The sequence below is a fragment of the Corynebacterium sp. NML120713 genome, from assembly GCF_001875735.1.
Taxonomy (GTDB): Bacteria; Actinomycetota; Actinomycetes; order Mycobacteriales; family Mycobacteriaceae; genus Corynebacterium; species Corynebacterium pseudogenitalium.
On record NZ_MLCR01000005.1, the window covers coordinates 382,722 to 400,462 of the forward strand.

A 17,741-nucleotide genomic window follows, 5' to 3' on the forward strand; every position below is an offset into this window, starting at 1 on the left:
TTCAAACCTAAACCCTCACACAATGTGAGGGTCAAGGAAAGCACGCCTAGTTCCTAAACCCGTGCACAGGTGCCGGAATGAAGCCGCCGCGCTGGATCATCTCCGCGCTGCTCTTCGTATTGACCGGGATGACCGGCGCGTAGCCGAGCAGGCCGCCGAAGTTTACCTCGTCACCTGGCTTGGTGTCGGGGACGGGGATGAGGCGCGCTGCGGTGGTCTTATGGTTCATGACGCCGATTGCAGCCTCATCAGCGATCATCCCCGCGATGGTCTCCGCGGAGGTGTCGCCAGGAATGGCGATCATGTCAAACCCGACAGAGCAGATCGACGTCATCGCTTCGAGCTTGTCCATACTGATGGATCCAGCGCGGACCGCATCAATCATGCCCTTATCTTCCGAAACCGGAATAAAGGATCCAGAAAGCCCTCCGACACGGGAGCATGCCATCATGCCGCCCTTTTTGACGGCGTCGTTAAGAAGCGCGAGCGCAGCCGTCGTGCCGTGCGTGCCGACCTGCTCTAGCCCCATGTGCTCGAGGATATGCGCAACGGAGTCACCAACCTCAGCAGTCGGCGCCAAGGAGAGATCGACGATGCCAAATGGCACTCCGAGACGTTCTGAAGCAAGGTTGCCAACCAGCTGGCCTGCGCGGGTGATCTTGAACGCAGCCTTCTTGATCTCTTCAGCTACCTCGTTCAAGCTGGCTTTTCCGAGCCGCTGGATCGCATTGTCGACGACACCAGGGCCTGATACACCAACTGAAACAACCGCGTCAGGCTCCTCAATGCCATGGAACGCTCCGGCCATAAATGGGTTATCACCCACAGCATTTGCGAACACAACAAGCTTTGCGCACGCAATCGAAGAACGGTCTTTGGTCAGCTCCGCTGCCTCTTTCACGACGCGCCCCATCTTCGCGACAGCATCCATGTTGATACCAGCACGGGAAGTAGCGATGTTCACCGAGCCACACACGTTCTCCGTGACGGTCAATGCCTCCGGAATGGACTCGATGAGACGCATATCAGAGGTGGTTGCCCCCTTTTCAACGAGCGCCGAGTAACCACCTACGAAGTTGACTCCCAGCTCACCCGCCGCTTTGTCAAGCGCTTTTGCAATGTCGACCGGATTGCCGTCCACCCCAGCTGCGACCAAAGCAATGGGAGAAACGGAGACTCGCTTGTTCACAATGGGAATACCGAGCTCGCGTTCAATGTCCTGGCAAACTTCTACCAGACGGGCTGCCTTCGTCGTCACTCTGTCGTAGACCGCCTGGCACGTTGCATCCATAGTGGGACGTGTACAACCGATGAGTGAGATTCCCATTGTTACAGTACGAATGTCCAGCCGGTAGTCCTCAATCATCTTGATGACGTCAAGAATGTGTTGGGACTTGAAATCAAAATCAACAGCCACAGCAACCCCTCCCTAGATTTCGTTCATGGCGGTGAAAAGGTCCTCGGACTGGATCCGAACAATGACCCCCAAAGATTCACCAGCTGCTGAAAGGTGAGTTTGCAGTAATTCCATGTTTACATCGCCTTCGGGAAGTTCCACACGCATGATCATGGTGAAGAAGTCATCCATGAGAGTTTGGGAAACATCTACGATATTGAGGTTTACCTCAGCCGCGGCGATCGCAACTCCTGCGATGATGCCTACACGGTCTTTACCTGTGGTTGTGATGATTGCATGCATAAGTAGGAATTCTAGCTACCAGAAACAAGTTGTTTCTACTCAACCCACGCAGTATTGCGTAAATGATTGTAAAATTCTGTTTGCCCACGAAACATCGTGAAGAGGCAGCCCCTTTACGATCTTGTCGTAGTCTTCCGGAGAGAAGTACCCATAGTTAGCGAAGAAGTCCATACGAGTCTGCATTGCTTTGGCATCCATCTCCGCATGAAATTGCGTCGCCCAAACATGATCACCGTACCGAATCATCTGAACCGGACAACTATTCCCAACTGCCAATATCTCAAGTGAGGGCGGGAGGGTGGACTCGTCAGGATTCTCGGTATGTCCGGTCAGCGCTGTGAAGTTCCCTGGGAACCCCTGAAGCAGTACGTCACGTTTACCGGCGTCTGAAAGCGAAACCTGTGTCGGGCCAGAGTCCTCTGGATGCGTGTGAACGATGTTTCCTCCGAGGTAGTGCACCAGCCAGCTCGTTCCGAAACAAACGAAGAACACGGGTTTTCCAGATTCCACAACCTCAGTGAGCACAGCATCTACATGCTGCGCCCACGCTGAGGTATGTGCATCTGAAACGTTTAAAGAACAACCTCCAACGATCACGCCTTCAACTGAATCCAGTGACTTCAGCTGGGCGTGCTCGTCAGAGATATGACAGAGCTCTATAGCTGTCTGATCCATCTTCGTCGCTTTGAGTACGTCGTTGTACTCGGCGTGAGCAACGTCAGCACCGATCTCACCATTTCGCAGCGACACCATAAGCAACTTAGACATGACGAACAGTCTATATCGCCCGGTAGCTAGCTAGAAACCGAAGATCGAACAGACTGCTCGACAACGTCTAGCATTGCTTCCAGCTGCTCTGGTGGCTCACCTGCGGCCAATTTGATTATGAACCCTTCCAGAACTGTCTCTAGATAGGTCTGCATTACTTCAATTGGCACATCTTGCCGCATCGCCGTATTCGATTCCAGCCGTTTCCGCACAGCCTCATCAAGTACTTCCTGGTGCTTCCTCCACCGAGCTTCAAATGCAGGATCTGTGCGGAGCTTTCGAACAATCTCAGAACGCGTCACGAACCAGTCATTTTCTTCCGGATGTTGCAAGAGGTCGTGCATAACTTCTACGAGCCCCTGTCGGCTAACTACCTCAGCTTGGCGTTCAGCGTCCTCGCTGGCGATGGCGAGAAACAACGTTTCCTTGTCTACGAAGTGATGAAAAATAGCACCACGCGTTTTGCCAGTGGCCTTTTCCAAACGAGCTACGGTAGCTCCTTCAAACCCATACTTGGCGAAGCATGCTCTCGACGCATCCAAGATTTCTTTGCGACGCCGCGCGAGCTCTGCATCACTAATGATCGGCATAGTCAGGCGCCCAACCTTTCGAGCTACTTAATAATTGCATTGGAGAAAAAGAAAGACTTAAGGGGTCACCACATACCGCGGAGACCCCTCAAGCGTGTTACGTAACTACGGTGTTAGTTCTTGACCATCTGGCGAAGAACATACTGCAAAATACCACCGTGACGGTAGTATTCAGCCTCACCTGGTGTATCTACGCGGACTACAGCGTCGAATTCTACGGTCTCGCCGGAATCCTTCGTTGCGGATACACGGACGGTCTCAGGGATCGTTCCGTTCTCATTGAACGCTGTGATGCCGCTAATGGAGATCGTCTCTGTGCCGTCGAGCCCGAGCGATGCGTGAGACTTTCCTTCTGGGAACTGCAGTGGAAGCACGCCCATGCCGATGAGGTTCGAACGGTGAATACGCTCGAAGGACTCAGCGATGACAGCGCGGACGCCGAGCAGCTTCGTGCCCTTTGCAGCCCAGTCGCGGGAAGAACCAGTGCCGTATTCCTTGCCTGCCAGGACGACAAGCGGAATACCAGCGGCCTGGTAGTTCTGTGCAGCATCGTAGATGAATGCCTGCGGTGCACCTTCCTGGGTGAAGTCGCGAGTGTAGCCACCAGCGTCTTCAACAAGCTCGTTGCGGAGACGGATGTTGGCAAAGGTACCGCGAACCATGACCTCGTGGTTACCACGACGTGAGCCGAAGGAGTTGTAGTCCTGACGCTTGACGCCGTTTGCATCGAGGTAGTTTGCTGCCGGCGTACCTGGCTTGATGGACGAAGCAGGGGAGATGTGGTCCGTCGTCACAGAGTCACCCAACTTGGCAAGTACGCGAGCACCATCGATGTCCGAAACGTCGTTTGGCTCAGCTGGCATTCCGTCAAAGTACGGGGCCTTGCGGATGTACGTGGAATCGTCGTTCCACTCGAATGTCTTGCCGGTTGGGATATCCAGATCCTGCCACTGCTTGTCACCCTTGAAGACGTCGGCGTAGTCAGCCTCGTACATTTCACGGGAGATTGTGCCAGCAATGGTGGATTCAATTTCCTCAGTTGATGGCCATACATCCTTCAGGAAGACGTCGTTGCCATCCTGGTCCAGACCAAGTGGCTGGGTCTCGAAATCGAAGTCCATCGTGCCAGCGATGGAGTAGGCGATGACGAGCAGAGGCGAAGCCAAGTAGTTCATCTTGACGTCAGGAGAAATGCGGCCCTCGAAGTTACGGTTGCCAGACAGGACTGCGGTCGCGGTCAGGTCGTATTCGTTGATAGCGTCGGAGACCTCTGTTGGCAGAGGACCAGAGTTACCGATGCAGGATGCACAGCCGAAGCCGGTGAGGTAGAAGCCAACAGCCTCGAGGTCCTTCCAGAGATCGGCGCGTTCGTAGTAGCCGTCGACAACCTGGGAACCCGGTGCCATGATTGTCTTAACCCATGGCTTCGCCTTCAGACCCTTTTCCGCAGCCTTGCGTGCGAGCAGAGCAGCGCCAACCATGACCGATGGGTTGGAAGTGTTGGTGCAGGAAGTAATAGCTGCAATCGCAACCATGCCGTGATCCAGGGTGTACTCGCCACCCTGCGGCGACTCAACGATAACGGGCTTCGAAGCACGACCCTCTGCGCCGACCGCTGCAGATTCTCCATTTGCAGGCCAGGACTGATTGAAGTCAACTGTCTCAACCTTCGCCGCACGAACTGGCTCGAAGGTCTCGTTGCCAGCATCGTTGTAGTCCGGCAGCTGCTTACGGAAGGTGTCCTTGGATTCGGACAGGAGGATGCGGTCCTGCGGACGCTTCGGGCCAGCGATTGACGGAACGACCGTTGAGAGATCAAGCTCCAAGTATTCGGAGTACTTCGCCTCTGGAGCGTCCTGCTCAAGCCACATGCCCTGAGCCTTCGCGTATGCCTCCACACGGTCGATGTCCTCCTGGGAACGACCGGTAAGGTGCAGGTAGTTGATGGTCTCTTCATCGATTGGGAAGATCGCACAGGTGGAGCCGAACTCAGGCGACATGTTGCCGATCGTCGCACGGTTTGCAAGTGGGATCTGCTTTACACCATTGCCGTAGAACTCGACGAACTTCTGAACCACGCCGTGCTCGCGCAGCATCTCGGTAATCGTCAACACAACATCGGTAGCGGTGACGCCGGCAGGAATCTCACCGGTGAGCTTGAATCCGACAACGCGTGGGATCAACATCGAAACTGGCTGGCCAAGCATTGCAGCCTCAGCCTCAATACCGCCAACGCCCCAGCCCAGGATGCCAAGGCCATTTTCCATGGTGGTGTGGGAGTCGGTACCAATACAGGTGTCTGGGTATGCAACTCCATCGTTATCGAATACAACGCGGGAGAGGTACTCAATGTTGACCTGGTGAACGATACCGGTCCCCGGTGGCACAACGCGGAAGTTCGAGAAGTTCTCAGCACCCCATCGCAGGAACTGGTAGCGCTCCTCGTTGCGTTGGTACTCGATTGCGACGTTCTTGTCGAGAGCGTTGGTGGAACCGAACGCCTCGATGATCACAGAGTGGTCGATGACCATCTCGGCTGGGTTCAGCGGGTTGACCTGATCAGGATCACCGCCGAGTGTGGAAACTGCCTCACGCATCGTGGCCAGGTCCACGACACAAGGAACACCAGTAAAGTCCTGCATAAGGACGCGGGCAGGGGTGAACTGAATTTCTACAGATGGCTCGGCATCTGGATCCCAGTTCGCGATAGCCTCGATGTGTTTCTTGGTCACGTTCTTGCCGTCCTCAGTGCGGAGGAGGTTTTCACCAAGAACCTTGAGGGAGTATGGAAGTTTCTCCATGCCTTCAACCGCATCAAGTGCGAAGTAGTCATAAGACTTCTCGCCGACCTGAAGCGACTTCTTGGCGTTAAAGGAGTTCTTGCTTTCGGTCACAGTAAGCTCCGTTTCTCGTCGTAAACCAGATAAATTGGAACAAGGTCCAAACGGTCAACCTCAAAGATATGCGATTAACCGCCTATGCGTAGCAATGATAACAGTACGGATGTAATGTTTGTTGTCCAACAGGGAAGATTTGAGAAAAAATGGAGCTAAACCCCCCATTTGGGGCACAACCCAACAATCTCCGCAGTTAAGGCGAACCGTACGGGGGAGTACAAGGCGGTTATCGCCATACAGGATAGAATGAGGGGCCCATCGACCGCAGAGGAATGTAGCCGCGACATGCAATACCAAAATCCAGATCCACGATTCGATAGCCTTGTAGATCAGCTCAATATTGACGGTATCGCATTCGAGACTGTCAATGAAGGCACCGGCAGCCTAGAACAGTCACTATCTTCCACCTTGTCGAGCGCGCATGATCATTCTGGCCTTAATGTGGGGCTCGTTTTTCTCGACTCGACGCCTCCCCGCATTCCTGAGTTAAGAGATCTGGCGCAAGACCTCAATCTTGCCACCGGAATCGAAACTATCTATATCCGAACGCCCAATGTCGCCATTGCTACATCAGAAAAGTTTCCACGTTCCTCAATCGAGGCTGGCCAGCTCGCCTCTGTACGGGCCTCAAGCTACGAAGATGGGGTGGCGCAGTTTCTGCAAGAGGCAACCTCTAGGCAGCTTGATTGGATTTCGGTATTGATTGCGGTTGCAGTAGTCCTCATCGTCACGTGTGGAGCCACCGCTATCCAGAATTGGCGTCAGGCGTAGAGACTTGACATTTCGATTAGCAACTTTTAAGTGACGATAATCACACTGCTACTTTTGTGCCTACATAATCCAAGGTTAGAGCTCTCGTCGTCAAGTGAAAATCCTTAACTTCTGTTACTGAAGATAAAGTTTGTGTAACAAATCAGTTAAGTGTCGTATGGTTTGTTTGTTGCCTCATGAGCTGAGGTGTGTTGCAAACGTGCCAGAGCTTTCCTCTAGTCAAGGAAGTTGCACTGACTTTTGACACGTGTGGTCCAGTCAAACCACGTCTATGTTTGCGTCGTACACAACCGTGAGGCTGTTTTCAGTAGTCGATTTAACAGAGCCGTACTCGTCTCAGCACGCGGAGTCTTCACAGGTCGGGTTTGCCTGACAGCGAGCTAGTCACTCGCTTGCTTGCCCGGCGTGAGACTTTGCATGAGTTGATGTTGGGTGCGGCGTGAGGAGCACCTTCGTGGTTACCCCGTCGAAGAGCACGCGAACGCGTGCTCGCCAGGTTTGGTCCAGCACCCTTGCTTGTTCAACCAGTTTCGCGTTGGCTTTTTCATTGAGCTCTCCTGTGGGCCCTGCTGTTGCTGCTCCCGCAGCGCAGTCAACTGCGTCTGCTCTAGTAGCCAAGCTTTCAGCATCGCAAGCTGAGATCGCCGAACTAGACCTGAAAATTGGTCAACTACGGGAAGCGGCAAATCGTGCTTTTGTAGACCTCCATGATGCTCAGTCTCGTTCTGAGCAGGCACGCCGCGGTGCTGAGGAGGCGAAGCGTCGTCTGGAGGAATCGCAGGCGGCAGTTGAGAAAGCTCGTGCTGAGCTATCCGCAGTGACTCGGTCGCAGTATCGCAACTCCGCTGGTGGAAGCCCGATTCAGGCACTCGGTGGAGAGCAATCGCAAAAGGATGTACTTGACCGTTCACTCTTTCTCCGTCAACGAAGCGAGGAAAAACAGCAAAAGCTTGCCGAAGTTGAGCAAGCTCGCCTCGAGGCTGCGAACGATGAATCTCTGCAGCGCCAGGCCAGTGAAGTTGCGCAGCAGGCTGCGGATGAAGCTGTGGCCGCTGAAACCGCTACGCGTGATGAGCTTGCCTCTCTGTCTTCACAGCTAGACGATGTCATTGAGCAGCGTGAGGCTGCATCTGCGGAGTTGAACAGCATCGAGAGCGACGTCGCGCAGGAACGTGGCATCTCAAATAGCCCTGCGCCGCAGTCAGCTGAGGTTCACGAGACTCCAGCTGAAACGTATGAGGTTTCGCCTGAGCTTCTTGACGCCGTCGAAGAACGAGTGAACGAAATTGCTCCCGGAGCTGACGTTCCAAATGAGCAAGCACTAGTACAAGCCGTGAATACGGCGCAGCGTACAGGTGGATATGTGGAGGTCTCCAACCAGGCAGATACGCCGCGGCTGGAGTACTCCGAGGGGAGCGATGTCACTGACTTGCTGACCCAAGCAGCAACCATCGTCGCTTCTGAAGCCCTCGTTGGTTCCTCTCAGCCTGATCACAGCGAAACAGCGAACCCCTATGGAGGCTCGAGCACAAGTGAAGTCATTGCTGCTTTCGCACAGGGACTCAATAGTGTTCTGGCTGCTGATTCCTCCGCTGGTCAGCCTGAGTCTGCTACTTCCGATCTGTCACAGGTCGTTCCTGCAGTTGGCACCTTCGAGTCGATTACGAATGAAGTTCGGTCTGCCTTAGCACCGTCGGCAAATTCTTCGTCTGTAGAGACAGTAATCGCACGTGCCGAAGCGATGATCGGTACGCCGTATGTTTGGGGCGGTGGTGACGCGAATGGTCCAACTGTGGGTGTGAATGGCGGGAGCATGTCTGGATTCGATTGCTCTGGGCTTGTGCTCTACGCCTTTGCTGGCGTAGGAATTTCGCTGCCGCACTACACGGGCTACCAGTACCAGCGAGGAACTCCAGTTGCGCCGAGTGAAGCACAGCGTGGCGATCTCTTGTTCTGGGGCCCTGGCGGCAGTCAGCACGTGGCAATTTATCTCGGCGACGGCATGATGATCGAGGCTCCTCAAGCTGGCCAGAATGTTCAGATTGCTCCAGTTCGTTGGTCTGGTATGTCAGCGAATGCAGTCCGTCTGCTTTAGTTCATTAGAATCATTCCCCATGGCATTCAAAAACTTCGATGCGTTGTTCCTGCTCTCTTTCGGTGGACCAGAAGGGGAAGACGAAGTAATTCCATTCCTCGAAAATGTCACACGCGGCAGGGGCATCCCGAAAGAGCGGTTGAAAGTAGTTGGTGAGCACTATTTCCACTTCGGTGGAGTGAGCCCAATTAATGGCCAAAATCTAGAAATCATCGAGCAGCTTCGTGCCGAGCTGAGTAGGCGGGGGCATAATCTTCCGGTCTATTTCGGAAATCGGAATTGGCATCCTTTCGCAGAAGATACCGCACGCGAAATCTCAGAAGCTGGGCATCGGAACATCCTCGTTTTCGCTACGAGCGCTTGGGGCGGTTACTCCGCTTGCCGTCAGTATGATGAGGATATTGCTCGGTTGCACCAGGCACACCCTGAGCTGCATTTCACAAAACTGTGGCAGTTCTACGGGCACCCAACGTTTGTCCGGCTCATGGGTGATTCGTTGAAGCAAGCAATGGAGTCACTTGATGACAAGGCTTTGCGAACGACCCGGATCCTCTTCTCGGCGCACTCAATTCCCACAGCTGCAGATGCCGCCGCTGGCGGCCACGAGGACGCACATCTTTACTCGCGACAGGTCCTTGAGGCTTCGCGCCTCGTCGCAGAGCATGCAGGAGTAGAGACTTACGAAAACGTTTGGCAATCGCGTTCCGGCAACCCGCAGACTCCGTGGCTAGAGCCCGATATCATCGACCGCGTCAAGGAGCTCCACCAACAGGGAGTCACTCACATCGTTTGCGTGCCGATCGGGTTCTTGACTGACCATATGGAGGTTGTGTGGGATCTCGATACCGAATTGAAGGCTGAGTGCGACAAGCTCGGCGTTGAATTCACCAGGGTCCCGACTATCGGTCTCGAGCCGCGGTTCGCATCGATGATCGTTGACATTGCAGAATGCATTAGCCGCGGCGCGACGCCTCCTACGCTGTCCACGATTTCGGTGCAGGGCTGCACCGAAAATGGTGTTCCTTGCCACACTGATTGCTGCGCTCCGATTCGTCCGCGCGTTACCGAGTAGCCCGAAAATCGCGAACGGCTTCCGCAACGCCTGCTGTTCGCGCTCTTCGGATGCTCCTTCCCAATACGAGCAAGTGTTGATCAAAAGAGTGATCTCCCAGCCGGTCTGTCACCGTCTCGACGATCGCCGAGACTCTATCCGCGCGCGCAAAAATCTGAGCTGCCCTTGGCGTGGTGGCAATTGGCAATCCTGGGGTGTCATAGAAATCGGTGATATGGCCGACCGTCAGTCGGGGTGAGGACAGCGTTTCGTTGGGCTGGGCGACGGCCTCAATCATCATCGCAGCTTGATCTGTTGCGTTTCTCAGCATTTGGTCGGCCTGACCAGGAGAAAGCCAGTCTGGTTCGGGTGGGCGTCGATAATCCTCGAACCAACGCCAGTGCACGCCGTCTGTTTCGAAGCTCGGAATGAGAATGTGATAGAGCCCTTCTGCACCGATGATGATCAAGGCTCCTGCATCCGTCATTGCTTCCGCCGCTGCTGTGTGAGCCCACAGCGCCGGAGTGTCGCCCGCTCCACCTAGGACTAGCCGCACGACCGGCTCGCGGGACTCAAGATGAGCCACCCTGCGAATTTCGGTGAGTAATTCTACGCCCCCACCGGTGACATAATGGTGGCCTCCACCGAGCTCGTCAAGTGCTGCGAGCGTTTCGTCTGTCGACGTCACGTGATACAACCACGCTGCGATCCACACCGCAGTGTTTTGCAGTGGCGAGTAAACATGCGCGCGAAGATTCATTCGTCTGATGGTAACCGATAGACTAGTGCCACTATGACACCGGATAATCGTTACAGCGGAGATATTTTCCAAGGGCATTCGCGCAACAAGAAGCCCAAGTATCCCAGCATCCCCGCAGAGCCGGGCATCATCGTTGAGATTGTGGGCGACGAATTCGTGGGAGCCGTAGTTGGTTTTGAGCGTACGTACGACGGTGATTTCGTTCGTCTTGAGGACAGGCACGGGCAACAACGCCTTTTTAAGATGCTTCCCGGAGCCTTCGAAGTAGAGGGACAGCGAGTCTCCTTACACCGCTATGTCGCTCCGCAGCAGGAATCGAGCACCCACTCAAACTCCGGTTCACGGAAAGTAGCTAACGCGAAAGCGAAAGTTGCGCAGCCAAGCCGAATTTGGGTGGAAGGTATTCACGACGCCGCTATCGTACAGAAGGTATGGGGGCACGACCTCAAAGTCGAAGGTGTCGTCGTTGAGTATCTTGAGGGGCTTGACAACTTGAGCGACAGGCTGGAGGAGTTCCACCCGGGACCGGGGCGACGCATCGGTGTGCTTGCTGACCACCTCATCGAAGGCACAAAAGAGTCCCGCCTCGTCGAGGGGGTAGGTCCACACGTACTTGTCACAGGCCACCCATACATCGACATCTGGGAAGCCGTAAAGCCGGAACGAGTTGGGTTGAAGAACTGGCCAAAGGTGCCTTACGGAGAGGATTGGAAGACAGGGGTATGCCAACGTGCCGGGTGGGGCAGTCCGAAGGATGGCTGGCGGCGTGTCTATGATGCTGTCGAGACATACCGAGATCTTGATTCCACCCTTATCGGCGCAGTTGAGCGACTCGTGGATTTTGTCACCAATCCGCAGCTTAAGAAATCCGACTGCTGACCGAATCATTTTTGTATAGTGAAGCCGTGGGTAGTCTTATTTGGCTAGGCATTGCCGTAGCATTCGCAGTTGCTGAACTCGCCGTAGGGGAGTTTACGTTCCTCATGATTGCAGCAGGGGCGCTTACTACGTCTGCTATTGCGCTTGCCGGGGTGCCTTTGGGGGTTGAAATCGGGGCGTTTGTAGTTGCTTCGGCCGGTTTCTGGTTCCTCCTCCGGCCTTACTTGCACAGGCGCTTGCGCCGCCCATCTACGGTGGGGGAGCTTGGCCAATCACTCATTGGCACGAGTGCACAAGTGGTTGAGGAGATCACGCCGAGCAGCGGTCAGATTCAACTGGACGGATCGCTTTGGTCCGCGAGAGCAATTGATCCAAGCCACACCATTAAGTCTGGTTCCACAGTCATCGTTTCAGATATTGACGGCCCAATCGCCGTCGTATGGAAGGAGTCGCCATAATGGCCTTGGTAATACTGGGGCTGCTGCTCATCTTGGTAATCGCGGTGCTGCTCGCATCTGTGAAGCTAATCCCGCAAGGTGAGTCAGCAGTTATTGAACGTCTGGGGTCCTATACACGGACCGTTTCCGGTGGGCTAACACTACTAGTGCCGTTTATTGATCGTGTTAGAGCGCGCGTTGATACGCGCGAGAGGGTCGTTTCGTTTCCTCCGCAGGCAGTAATTACGCAGGACAACCTCACCGTCGCAATTGATATTGTGGTGACGTTTCAGATTAACGATCCGGCAAAGGCTATTTACGGCGTCGATAATTATTTGGTAGGTGTTGAGCAAATATCCGTCGCGACGTTGCGTGATGTCGTCGGCGGGATGACACTTGAGGAAACGCTAACCTCGAGAGAAACTATTAACAGGCGTCTGAGGGGTGAGCTTGACGCTGCTACCGCCAAGTGGGGACTGCGTATTAGCCGCGTTGAGCTGAAAGCGATTGATCCGCCACCATCTATTCAGCAATCGATGGAAATGCAGATGAAAGCCGACCGCGAAAAGCGCGCCATGATCCTTACCGCTGAAGGTAAGCGCGAGTCGGACATCAAGACTGCCGAAGGTGAAAAGCAGGCACGAATCCTCTCTGCTGAAGGCGAGAAGCACGCCGCTATTCTCGCGGCTGAAGCTGAGCGCCAGGCGATGATTCTACGCGCGGAAGGCGAGCGTGCGGCGAAATATCTTGAGTCGCAAGGTGAAGCGCGAGCCATTCAGAAAGTCAACGCGGCGATCAAGTCCTCAGAGGTGACGCCGGAGATGCTTGCGTACCAGTACCTGGAGAAGCTGCCTAAGATCGCGGCCAATGAAGCATCAACGATGTGGATGATTCCGAACAGCTTTGGCGATTCTTTGGAGCAGTTCGCCAAGGCGTTCGCTGGCAAGGACAGCGACGGAGTGTTCCGCTACGAACCCCAGCGTGCAGATTCACAAACGCGCGCTATGGCCGGCGAAGACGACAGCACGGACCAGTGGTTTGATACCTCCACTGATCCTGAACTTGCTCGGGCACTTGCAGAGGCGCGTGCCGTCGCGAACAAGCACGTCGACGACCCGGATCCGACAAGCGCATTCGACGAAGTCTCTACCCCGACCGAAACGCCGCAAGTTGCCCAAAAGGGCGAGCACCGGGCAATTGAATCTAATGACTCGCGCGACGCATAAGGTGTAGCGCGAGTTTCCAGCCAGCCTGCTCGGCCTGCCACCCGGCGGCCTGCAGGCGCTGGCTCATTGCCTGTTTAGAAATACCTAGTTGCGCTGCGGCTTCATTTTGGTTGAGCCCAGAGCGCACGAGCGATGTGGCTTCGCGGCCTTCAAACGTTCGCTTATGCAGAATGTGCGCCAGCAGGGCAAACGTCGCTGAGATATCTTCTGCCTCGGTGTCAGGCGCATGAGCATCCGTGATAACTTTCACTTGCGCTGCACGTGTGCCGACAGCCTCAGTGGCGGCAAACTCTGCTCGTCGCCTGCGCGTGATTCCCAGGCCGACAGCCCAATTACCATCTGACAGCAGCGCCATAATGAGGTTAAGTGCTGTCTCCGGCCCATCCACTGTTGTGCGGATATCCTCAACGCCAATGACTTCGAACGGCGAAACACCCGGAAGCGTCGAGAGCGCGTGAGCCGAGGACTCGACGAACGCGGCGCGCCCCTTTTCTCGACCACGGTAACGTGCATGCACAGCAATCATGCGTACATACTAGCGTGCTTCAAGAAAGTACACGCTCGAGCCTTTACTCTTCTATTCGACGCGGCTTCGCCGGGTGGCGCGCGTCGATAATCAGTCCTGTCACGCCAAGAACCGACAGTGCAAACACTGCGCCGAGAAGTACTGGGTTTGCATCTCCGCTCAACGTGTCTCCGAACAATGCAACGAGAATCGTGTTAGGAGCCGAGCCGATGAGCGTTGCCCCCATGAACGGCAAAAGCCGGACTCGACTTAGCGCTGAAGCGTAGTTCATGACCGAGAAAGGGATACCGGGGATGAGTCGCAGGCTCATTACAGCCAGCCAACCGCGCTGTTCCAACCGCTCATTAATCATGTGAAGCTTGGGGTGAGAAATTTTGCTCTCAACCCAGTCACGTAAAAGAAACCGCACAACAGTTAGCGAAAGACCTGCTGAGGCCGTCGTTGCGGTGATAGCGAGCAGAATCCCAAACCAACCACCGAACAGAACACCGGAGGAAATGGTGAGCAACGTACGGGGGATCGGGAACTGTGTGATGAGTACGTAGAGCAACCAGAAAACGACTGGGAACCAGGCTCCCGTACTATCAGCCCACTCGCGAAACGTCGACAGCGAAGGTATTTCAAAGAAGCGCCACACCCACAGTGCAATTGCGAGAAGTACCAAAATGACCATCACGCGTAGTGGTGACTGTTGGCGCATCCGTTTGCCCTTCGTCTTTAAGTGCGGCCTAAACAAAAAACCGGCTTCCTGGAGGAAGCCGGTCATTGTGCCCGGAGGGGGACTTGAACCCCCACGTCCGTTAATAGGACACTAGCACCTCAAGCTAGCGCGTCTGCCATTCCGCCACCCGGGCTGGGTGTTTTGCTTTCAACCTCTCGGCTGGGCACTTGCACTACTATAGAGTGACGTTGATTCAAGATGCAAATCGCCAGTACAAGTGCCCAAACGTAGGCCACCAAGCTAGTCGGAGTTCAAGGCGATCCAGGGGAGTTCGGAGCCAACAGCATCTGTAATATTGGAAAGTCCATGGGCTTTAAGTTGCTTCTGTAAGTCCTTGTGAATTCGGTAGATCCACCCCGGACCACCGTAAATAAACGGCGTATACCCCTGGAGAAGGCTTGCGCCGGATGTAATACGCTCCCATGCCTGCTCTGGTGTCGAAATGCCACCGGAACTGACCAGTACGAGTTGGTCGCCGACTCGCGCATGGAGACGCCGCAAAACCTCCAGCGCGCGGCTGTTGAGCGGCGCGCCGGAAATACCACCCGCCCCCATGGCTTCCACTTCGGCAGCATCGGTTCGAAGGCCTTCGCGGGAGATGGTCGTATTGGTCGCCACGATGCCGGCAAGGTTCATTTCGACGGCCAGATCTGCAACTGCATCGATATCCTCGTCGCTGAGATCAGGAGCAATTTTTACCAGCACAGGCGTCGTAGTTGCCGTAGTAACCACGTCAAGGATTGGCCTCAACGATTCAACTGACTGAAGGTTGCGAAGCCCAGGGGTGTTTGGGGAAGAAACATTGACCACGAGGTAGTCCGCCAGAGGGCCGAGCACAGTCGCGGTAGCTCGGTAGTCGCCAACCGCGTCCTCGGAGAGCTTATTTTTCCCGATGTTGATTCCAACGATCTCAGGAGTCTTCCGGGCTCGGAGACGCTCTGCAATGCTCAGCGCGCCATCGTTGTTGAAGCCCATTCGGTTGAGGATCGCTTTGTCCTTCGGCAAGCGATAGAGCCGTGGACGTTCGTTTCCGGGCTGCGCCTTCGGGGTCACAGTTCCTAATTCCGCATAACCGAAACCGATCGCCGACCACGTGTCCGGAGCTTCCGCGTTCTTATCGAATCCTGCAGCGAGACCCACCGGGGCGGGGAAACGCACGCCGAACAACGTCTGCTCGAGAAGCGGGCCGTCGACACGTACGACACGAGTCATAGCTCGGGTGAGGGGAGTTAGGCGTTGTAGGGTTTTCAGCCCGCCCATGATGATGTCGTGGATGCGCTCAGGCGGAATTGTAAACATTCCCCGAAGTGCGAGCCCATATACCGTGTCGTACAAATTGCGTTGATTCATTTCTATTTGGCCTCAATGCTTTCAGTGGAAACTATTTGCAGGCCACTACCTGACGCAGATCCGATAATGAGTGTTCCGTCAGAGAGCGCTGCAATACTTTGTGCATCTGGAACTGTACTGACCTGAGCACGTTCAACGGGGACGCCGTGGGAAATGTCATAGGCAGTCGCCAGGTTCCTTTCGGTTGAAGTCACCCACGCGAGCTTATTAGCGCTATCCCACGCGACGTCCCACGCTCCGGAGGGCACCGGCACACTCTGCTGGAGACGAATGACTTCATTGGTGGTGTACACGAGTAGCTGGTTACCCGTCGCGTCCGCAGCGAGCACCATACCGTGCTCTCCAGCAGCAACCTTGCCGACGCCAAGCCCAGCACGCAACGTTGCCCCCTGACGTCCTGTGCCCCAATCAAGGTCCTGAATGGTGGTGTCAAATGTGTTCACGCGCACAACGGAATCGGCACCACCATCTACCGGAACAGCCTGCAGCTGGTCAGTTTCGCGCGCGACAGAAAACTCCTTTTTGAGCTCACCGTTGCTATACAACCACACTGACTTCGCACTGTCGCTTCCGGCTAAAACACTGCCGTCCGAGGCGACTGTTGCCACAGTTACCGGGTGGTCGGTAGCAACTTTTTGAAGCCCCTCTTTGTTAATGATGGCAATGAAATCTCCGCACCCTACCGCAAACTGGCCAGCGTTTGCCGAGACTTCACCGCAAGCATCCTCCAACTTAAACTCTTCTACTCGGTTTTCTTCGAATTGTGCGCTGGTCCCAACGTAAAGCGCATCCGGGGTGCGCACACCAATCAAGTCGTTCGTTTGATCCACATCGACGATGGTGCCAAATTGAAGCAACTGGCCGTCAGGATGTGCCGAAGGGGGTGACGCAACTGGTTCAGCGCTACCCATACTTATGGCGTCATTTGGGTCAACGACATCAGGAGTACACGCCGCAACAGCCAAAGCTACGGCCATAATGGGCAGCATTAAGGCGACTTTTCGTTTTGTTCTCACGGAGGTCAACCTTATCAATGCTGTACGCATGTGGGGATTTTTCTCCGCACGGGTAAGGTTTTCCAACATGATTGCCGCCTCTCAGTTAGCAGAGTCAATGACATGGGCTCAAGTGATTGTTCTCTCGGTCGTCCAAGGCTTAACCGAGTTCCTTCCAGTCTCATCGTCAGGCCACCTCCGCATTGTGTCCGAGCTTTTGTGGGGCGAGGACGCTGGCGCGAGTTTTACCGCTGTCATTCAGCTCGGCACCGAACTCGCTGTGCTGGTCTTCTTTGCGAAGGACATTTGGAGGTTCCTCTCTGGATGGTGTGTCGGACTGTTTGATAAGACGAAGCGCGGGTTCGATTACCGGATGGGGTGGATGGTCATCGCTGGCACTATTCCAGTCGGGGTGCTTGGCTTTGCTCTGAAAGACTTGATCCGTGAGAACTTCCGTAACCTTTGGATTACTGCAACGGTTCTCATTTTGTTTTCGTTCGTGTTCATCTTGGCGGAAAAGCGCGGGACGAAAAAGCGTAGCTTCGAGCAGCTGACAGTCAAAGATGCCATCGTGATGGGCCTGTGGCAGTGTCTAGCTCTCATTCCGGGTGTTTCGCGTTCGGGCGGCACTATTTCGGGCGGTCTCTTTTTGAACCTTGAGCGGGAAGTAGCAACTCGTTTTTCGTTCCTCTTAGCTATCCCGGCTGTGCTCGCATCAGGCCTCTTCTCACTACCGGATGCGTTTGATCCGCAAGCAGGGCAAGCAGCAACAGGTCTGCAGTTGCTCGTCGGAAGCGCTATCGCATTTGTTTTGGGATATATTTCCATTGCTTGGCTGCTGAAGTTTGTTTCGCACCACTCATTTTCCTGGTTTGCTGCGTACCGCATACCTCTTGGCATCATCGTGATGGTGCTGCTGGCTACCGGAGTTATGCAACCGGTGTAGGCAACACTTGCCTTTGAACGCCGGTAACCG

17 protein-coding genes and 1 tRNA gene are annotated in these 17,741 nt (G+C 54.9%); 7 read left to right on the top strand and 11 right to left on the bottom strand.

All coding sequences use genetic code 11. The features are described from left to right. Positions 1 to 46 precede the first annotated feature (46 nt). From BJP06_RS01890 to acnA, 5 genes are all read right to left on the bottom strand, one after another. Complete coding sequence (locus BJP06_RS01890) at positions 47 to 1,417, bottom strand: PFL family protein (protein ID WP_071572615.1); 1,371 nt, start codon at positions 1,415 to 1,417, stop codon at positions 47 to 49. Positions 1,418 to 1,429: 12 nt separating this feature from the next. Further along, positions 1,430 to 1,699, bottom strand: coding sequence for an ACT domain-containing protein (locus BJP06_RS01895; protein ID WP_070477096.1), 270 nt, complete (start codon positions 1,697 to 1,699; stop codon positions 1,430 to 1,432). A 39-nt stretch (positions 1,700 to 1,738) separates the two neighbouring features. Then, complete coding sequence (locus tag BJP06_RS01900; RefSeq protein ID WP_070362445.1) at positions 1,739 to 2,467, bottom strand: glutamine amidotransferase; 729 nt, start codon at positions 2,465 to 2,467, stop codon at positions 1,739 to 1,741. A 26-nt stretch (positions 2,468 to 2,493) separates the two neighbouring features. Continuing rightward, positions 2,494 to 3,057 (bottom strand): TetR/AcrR family transcriptional regulator, encoded by a 564-nt coding sequence (locus BJP06_RS01905; protein ID WP_070362446.1) that lies wholly within the window; start codon positions 3,055 to 3,057, stop codon positions 2,494 to 2,496. Positions 3,058 to 3,170: 113 nt separating this feature from the next. Then, complete coding sequence (acnA, locus tag BJP06_RS01910; protein ID WP_070477099.1) at positions 3,171 to 5,951, bottom strand: aconitate hydratase AcnA; 2,781 nt, start codon at positions 5,949 to 5,951, stop codon at positions 3,171 to 3,173. A 288-nt stretch (positions 5,952 to 6,239) separates the two neighbouring features. Here acnA and BJP06_RS01915 point away from each other — a divergent pair, with 288 nt between their 5' ends. The 3 genes from BJP06_RS01915 (at position 6,240) to BJP06_RS01925 (ending at position 9,892) form a co-directional block, all read left to right on the top strand. Next, complete coding sequence (locus tag BJP06_RS01915; protein ID WP_141742142.1) at positions 6,240 to 6,725, top strand: DUF6676 family protein; 486 nt, start codon at positions 6,240 to 6,242, stop codon at positions 6,723 to 6,725. 547 nt (positions 6,726 to 7,272) lie between these two features. Then, a complete protein-coding gene (locus BJP06_RS01920; RefSeq protein ID WP_070477201.1) occupies positions 7,273 to 8,820 on the top strand; it encodes an NlpC/P60 family protein in 1,548 nt (515 codons plus the stop codon). Between the two features lie 19 nt (positions 8,821 to 8,839). Then, complete coding sequence (locus BJP06_RS01925; protein WP_083433153.1) at positions 8,840 to 9,892, top strand: ferrochelatase; 1,053 nt, start codon at positions 8,840 to 8,842, stop codon at positions 9,890 to 9,892. Here the strand turns inward: BJP06_RS01925 and BJP06_RS01930 are convergent. Next, on the bottom strand, positions 9,882 to 10,631 hold the full coding sequence (locus BJP06_RS01930) for a hypothetical protein (RefSeq protein WP_071572617.1): 750 nt from the start codon (positions 10,629 to 10,631) through the stop codon (positions 9,882 to 9,884). The two genes, BJP06_RS01925 and BJP06_RS01930, sit on opposite strands and share 11 nt — an antisense overlap. A gap of 33 nt (positions 10,632 to 10,664) precedes the next feature. On the opposite strand from BJP06_RS01930, the gene BJP06_RS01935 reads away from it, so the two are divergent. Genes BJP06_RS01935 through BJP06_RS01945 form a run of 3 tightly spaced genes read left to right on the top strand, consistent with a single transcriptional unit; the run spans position 10,665 to position 13,173 of the window. Further along, a complete protein-coding gene (locus BJP06_RS01935) occupies positions 10,665 to 11,510 on the top strand; it encodes a DUF3097 domain-containing protein (protein ID WP_070477105.1) in 846 nt (281 codons plus the stop codon). A gap of 26 nt (positions 11,511 to 11,536) precedes the next feature. Then, positions 11,537 to 11,968, top strand: coding sequence for an NfeD family protein (locus tag BJP06_RS01940; protein ID WP_070477107.1), 432 nt, complete (start codon positions 11,537 to 11,539; stop codon positions 11,966 to 11,968). Next, positions 11,968 to 13,173, top strand: coding sequence for an SPFH domain-containing protein (locus BJP06_RS01945; RefSeq protein ID WP_176754853.1), 1,206 nt, complete (start codon positions 11,968 to 11,970; stop codon positions 13,171 to 13,173). Before BJP06_RS01940 ends, BJP06_RS01945 begins: the two co-directional genes overlap by 1 nt. Here BJP06_RS01945 and BJP06_RS01950 read toward each other — a convergent pair. The 5 genes from BJP06_RS01950 to BJP06_RS01970 all read right to left on the bottom strand — a co-directional run bounded on the left by BJP06_RS01950 (position 13,151) and on the right by BJP06_RS01970 (position 16,786). Next, positions 13,151 to 13,699 carry a MarR family transcriptional regulator gene (locus BJP06_RS01950; RefSeq protein ID WP_070362453.1) on the bottom strand — a complete coding sequence of 183 codons (549 nt, stop codon included), beginning with the start codon at positions 13,697 to 13,699 and terminating at the stop codon, positions 13,151 to 13,153. The two genes, BJP06_RS01945 and BJP06_RS01950, sit on opposite strands and share 23 nt — an antisense overlap. A 43-nt stretch (positions 13,700 to 13,742) precedes the next feature. After that, positions 13,743 to 14,399, bottom strand: coding sequence for a TVP38/TMEM64 family protein (locus BJP06_RS01955; protein WP_070363517.1), 657 nt, complete (start codon positions 14,397 to 14,399; stop codon positions 13,743 to 13,745). A gap of 68 nt (positions 14,400 to 14,467) precedes the next feature. After that, a tRNA-Leu gene (locus BJP06_RS01960) sits at positions 14,468 to 14,553 on the bottom strand. Positions 14,554 to 14,660: 107 nt separating this feature from the next. Next, positions 14,661 to 15,770: a quinone-dependent dihydroorotate dehydrogenase gene (locus BJP06_RS01965; protein WP_070362454.1), complete on the bottom strand. Its 1,110-nt coding sequence runs from the start codon at positions 15,768 to 15,770 to the stop codon at positions 14,661 to 14,663. Positions 15,771 to 15,772: 2 nt separating this feature from the next. Next, entirely contained in the window at positions 15,773 to 16,786 is a 1,014-nt protein-coding gene (locus tag BJP06_RS01970) for a hypothetical protein (protein WP_255365765.1), read from the bottom strand. Positions 16,787 to 16,853: 67 nt separating this feature from the next. Between BJP06_RS01970 and BJP06_RS01975 the strand changes: the two genes are divergently transcribed. Further along, positions 16,854 to 17,711: an undecaprenyl-diphosphate phosphatase gene (locus BJP06_RS01975; RefSeq protein WP_071572676.1), complete on the top strand. Its 858-nt coding sequence runs from the start codon at positions 16,854 to 16,856 to the stop codon at positions 17,709 to 17,711. The last annotated feature ends 30 nt before the right edge of the window (positions 17,712 to 17,741 follow it).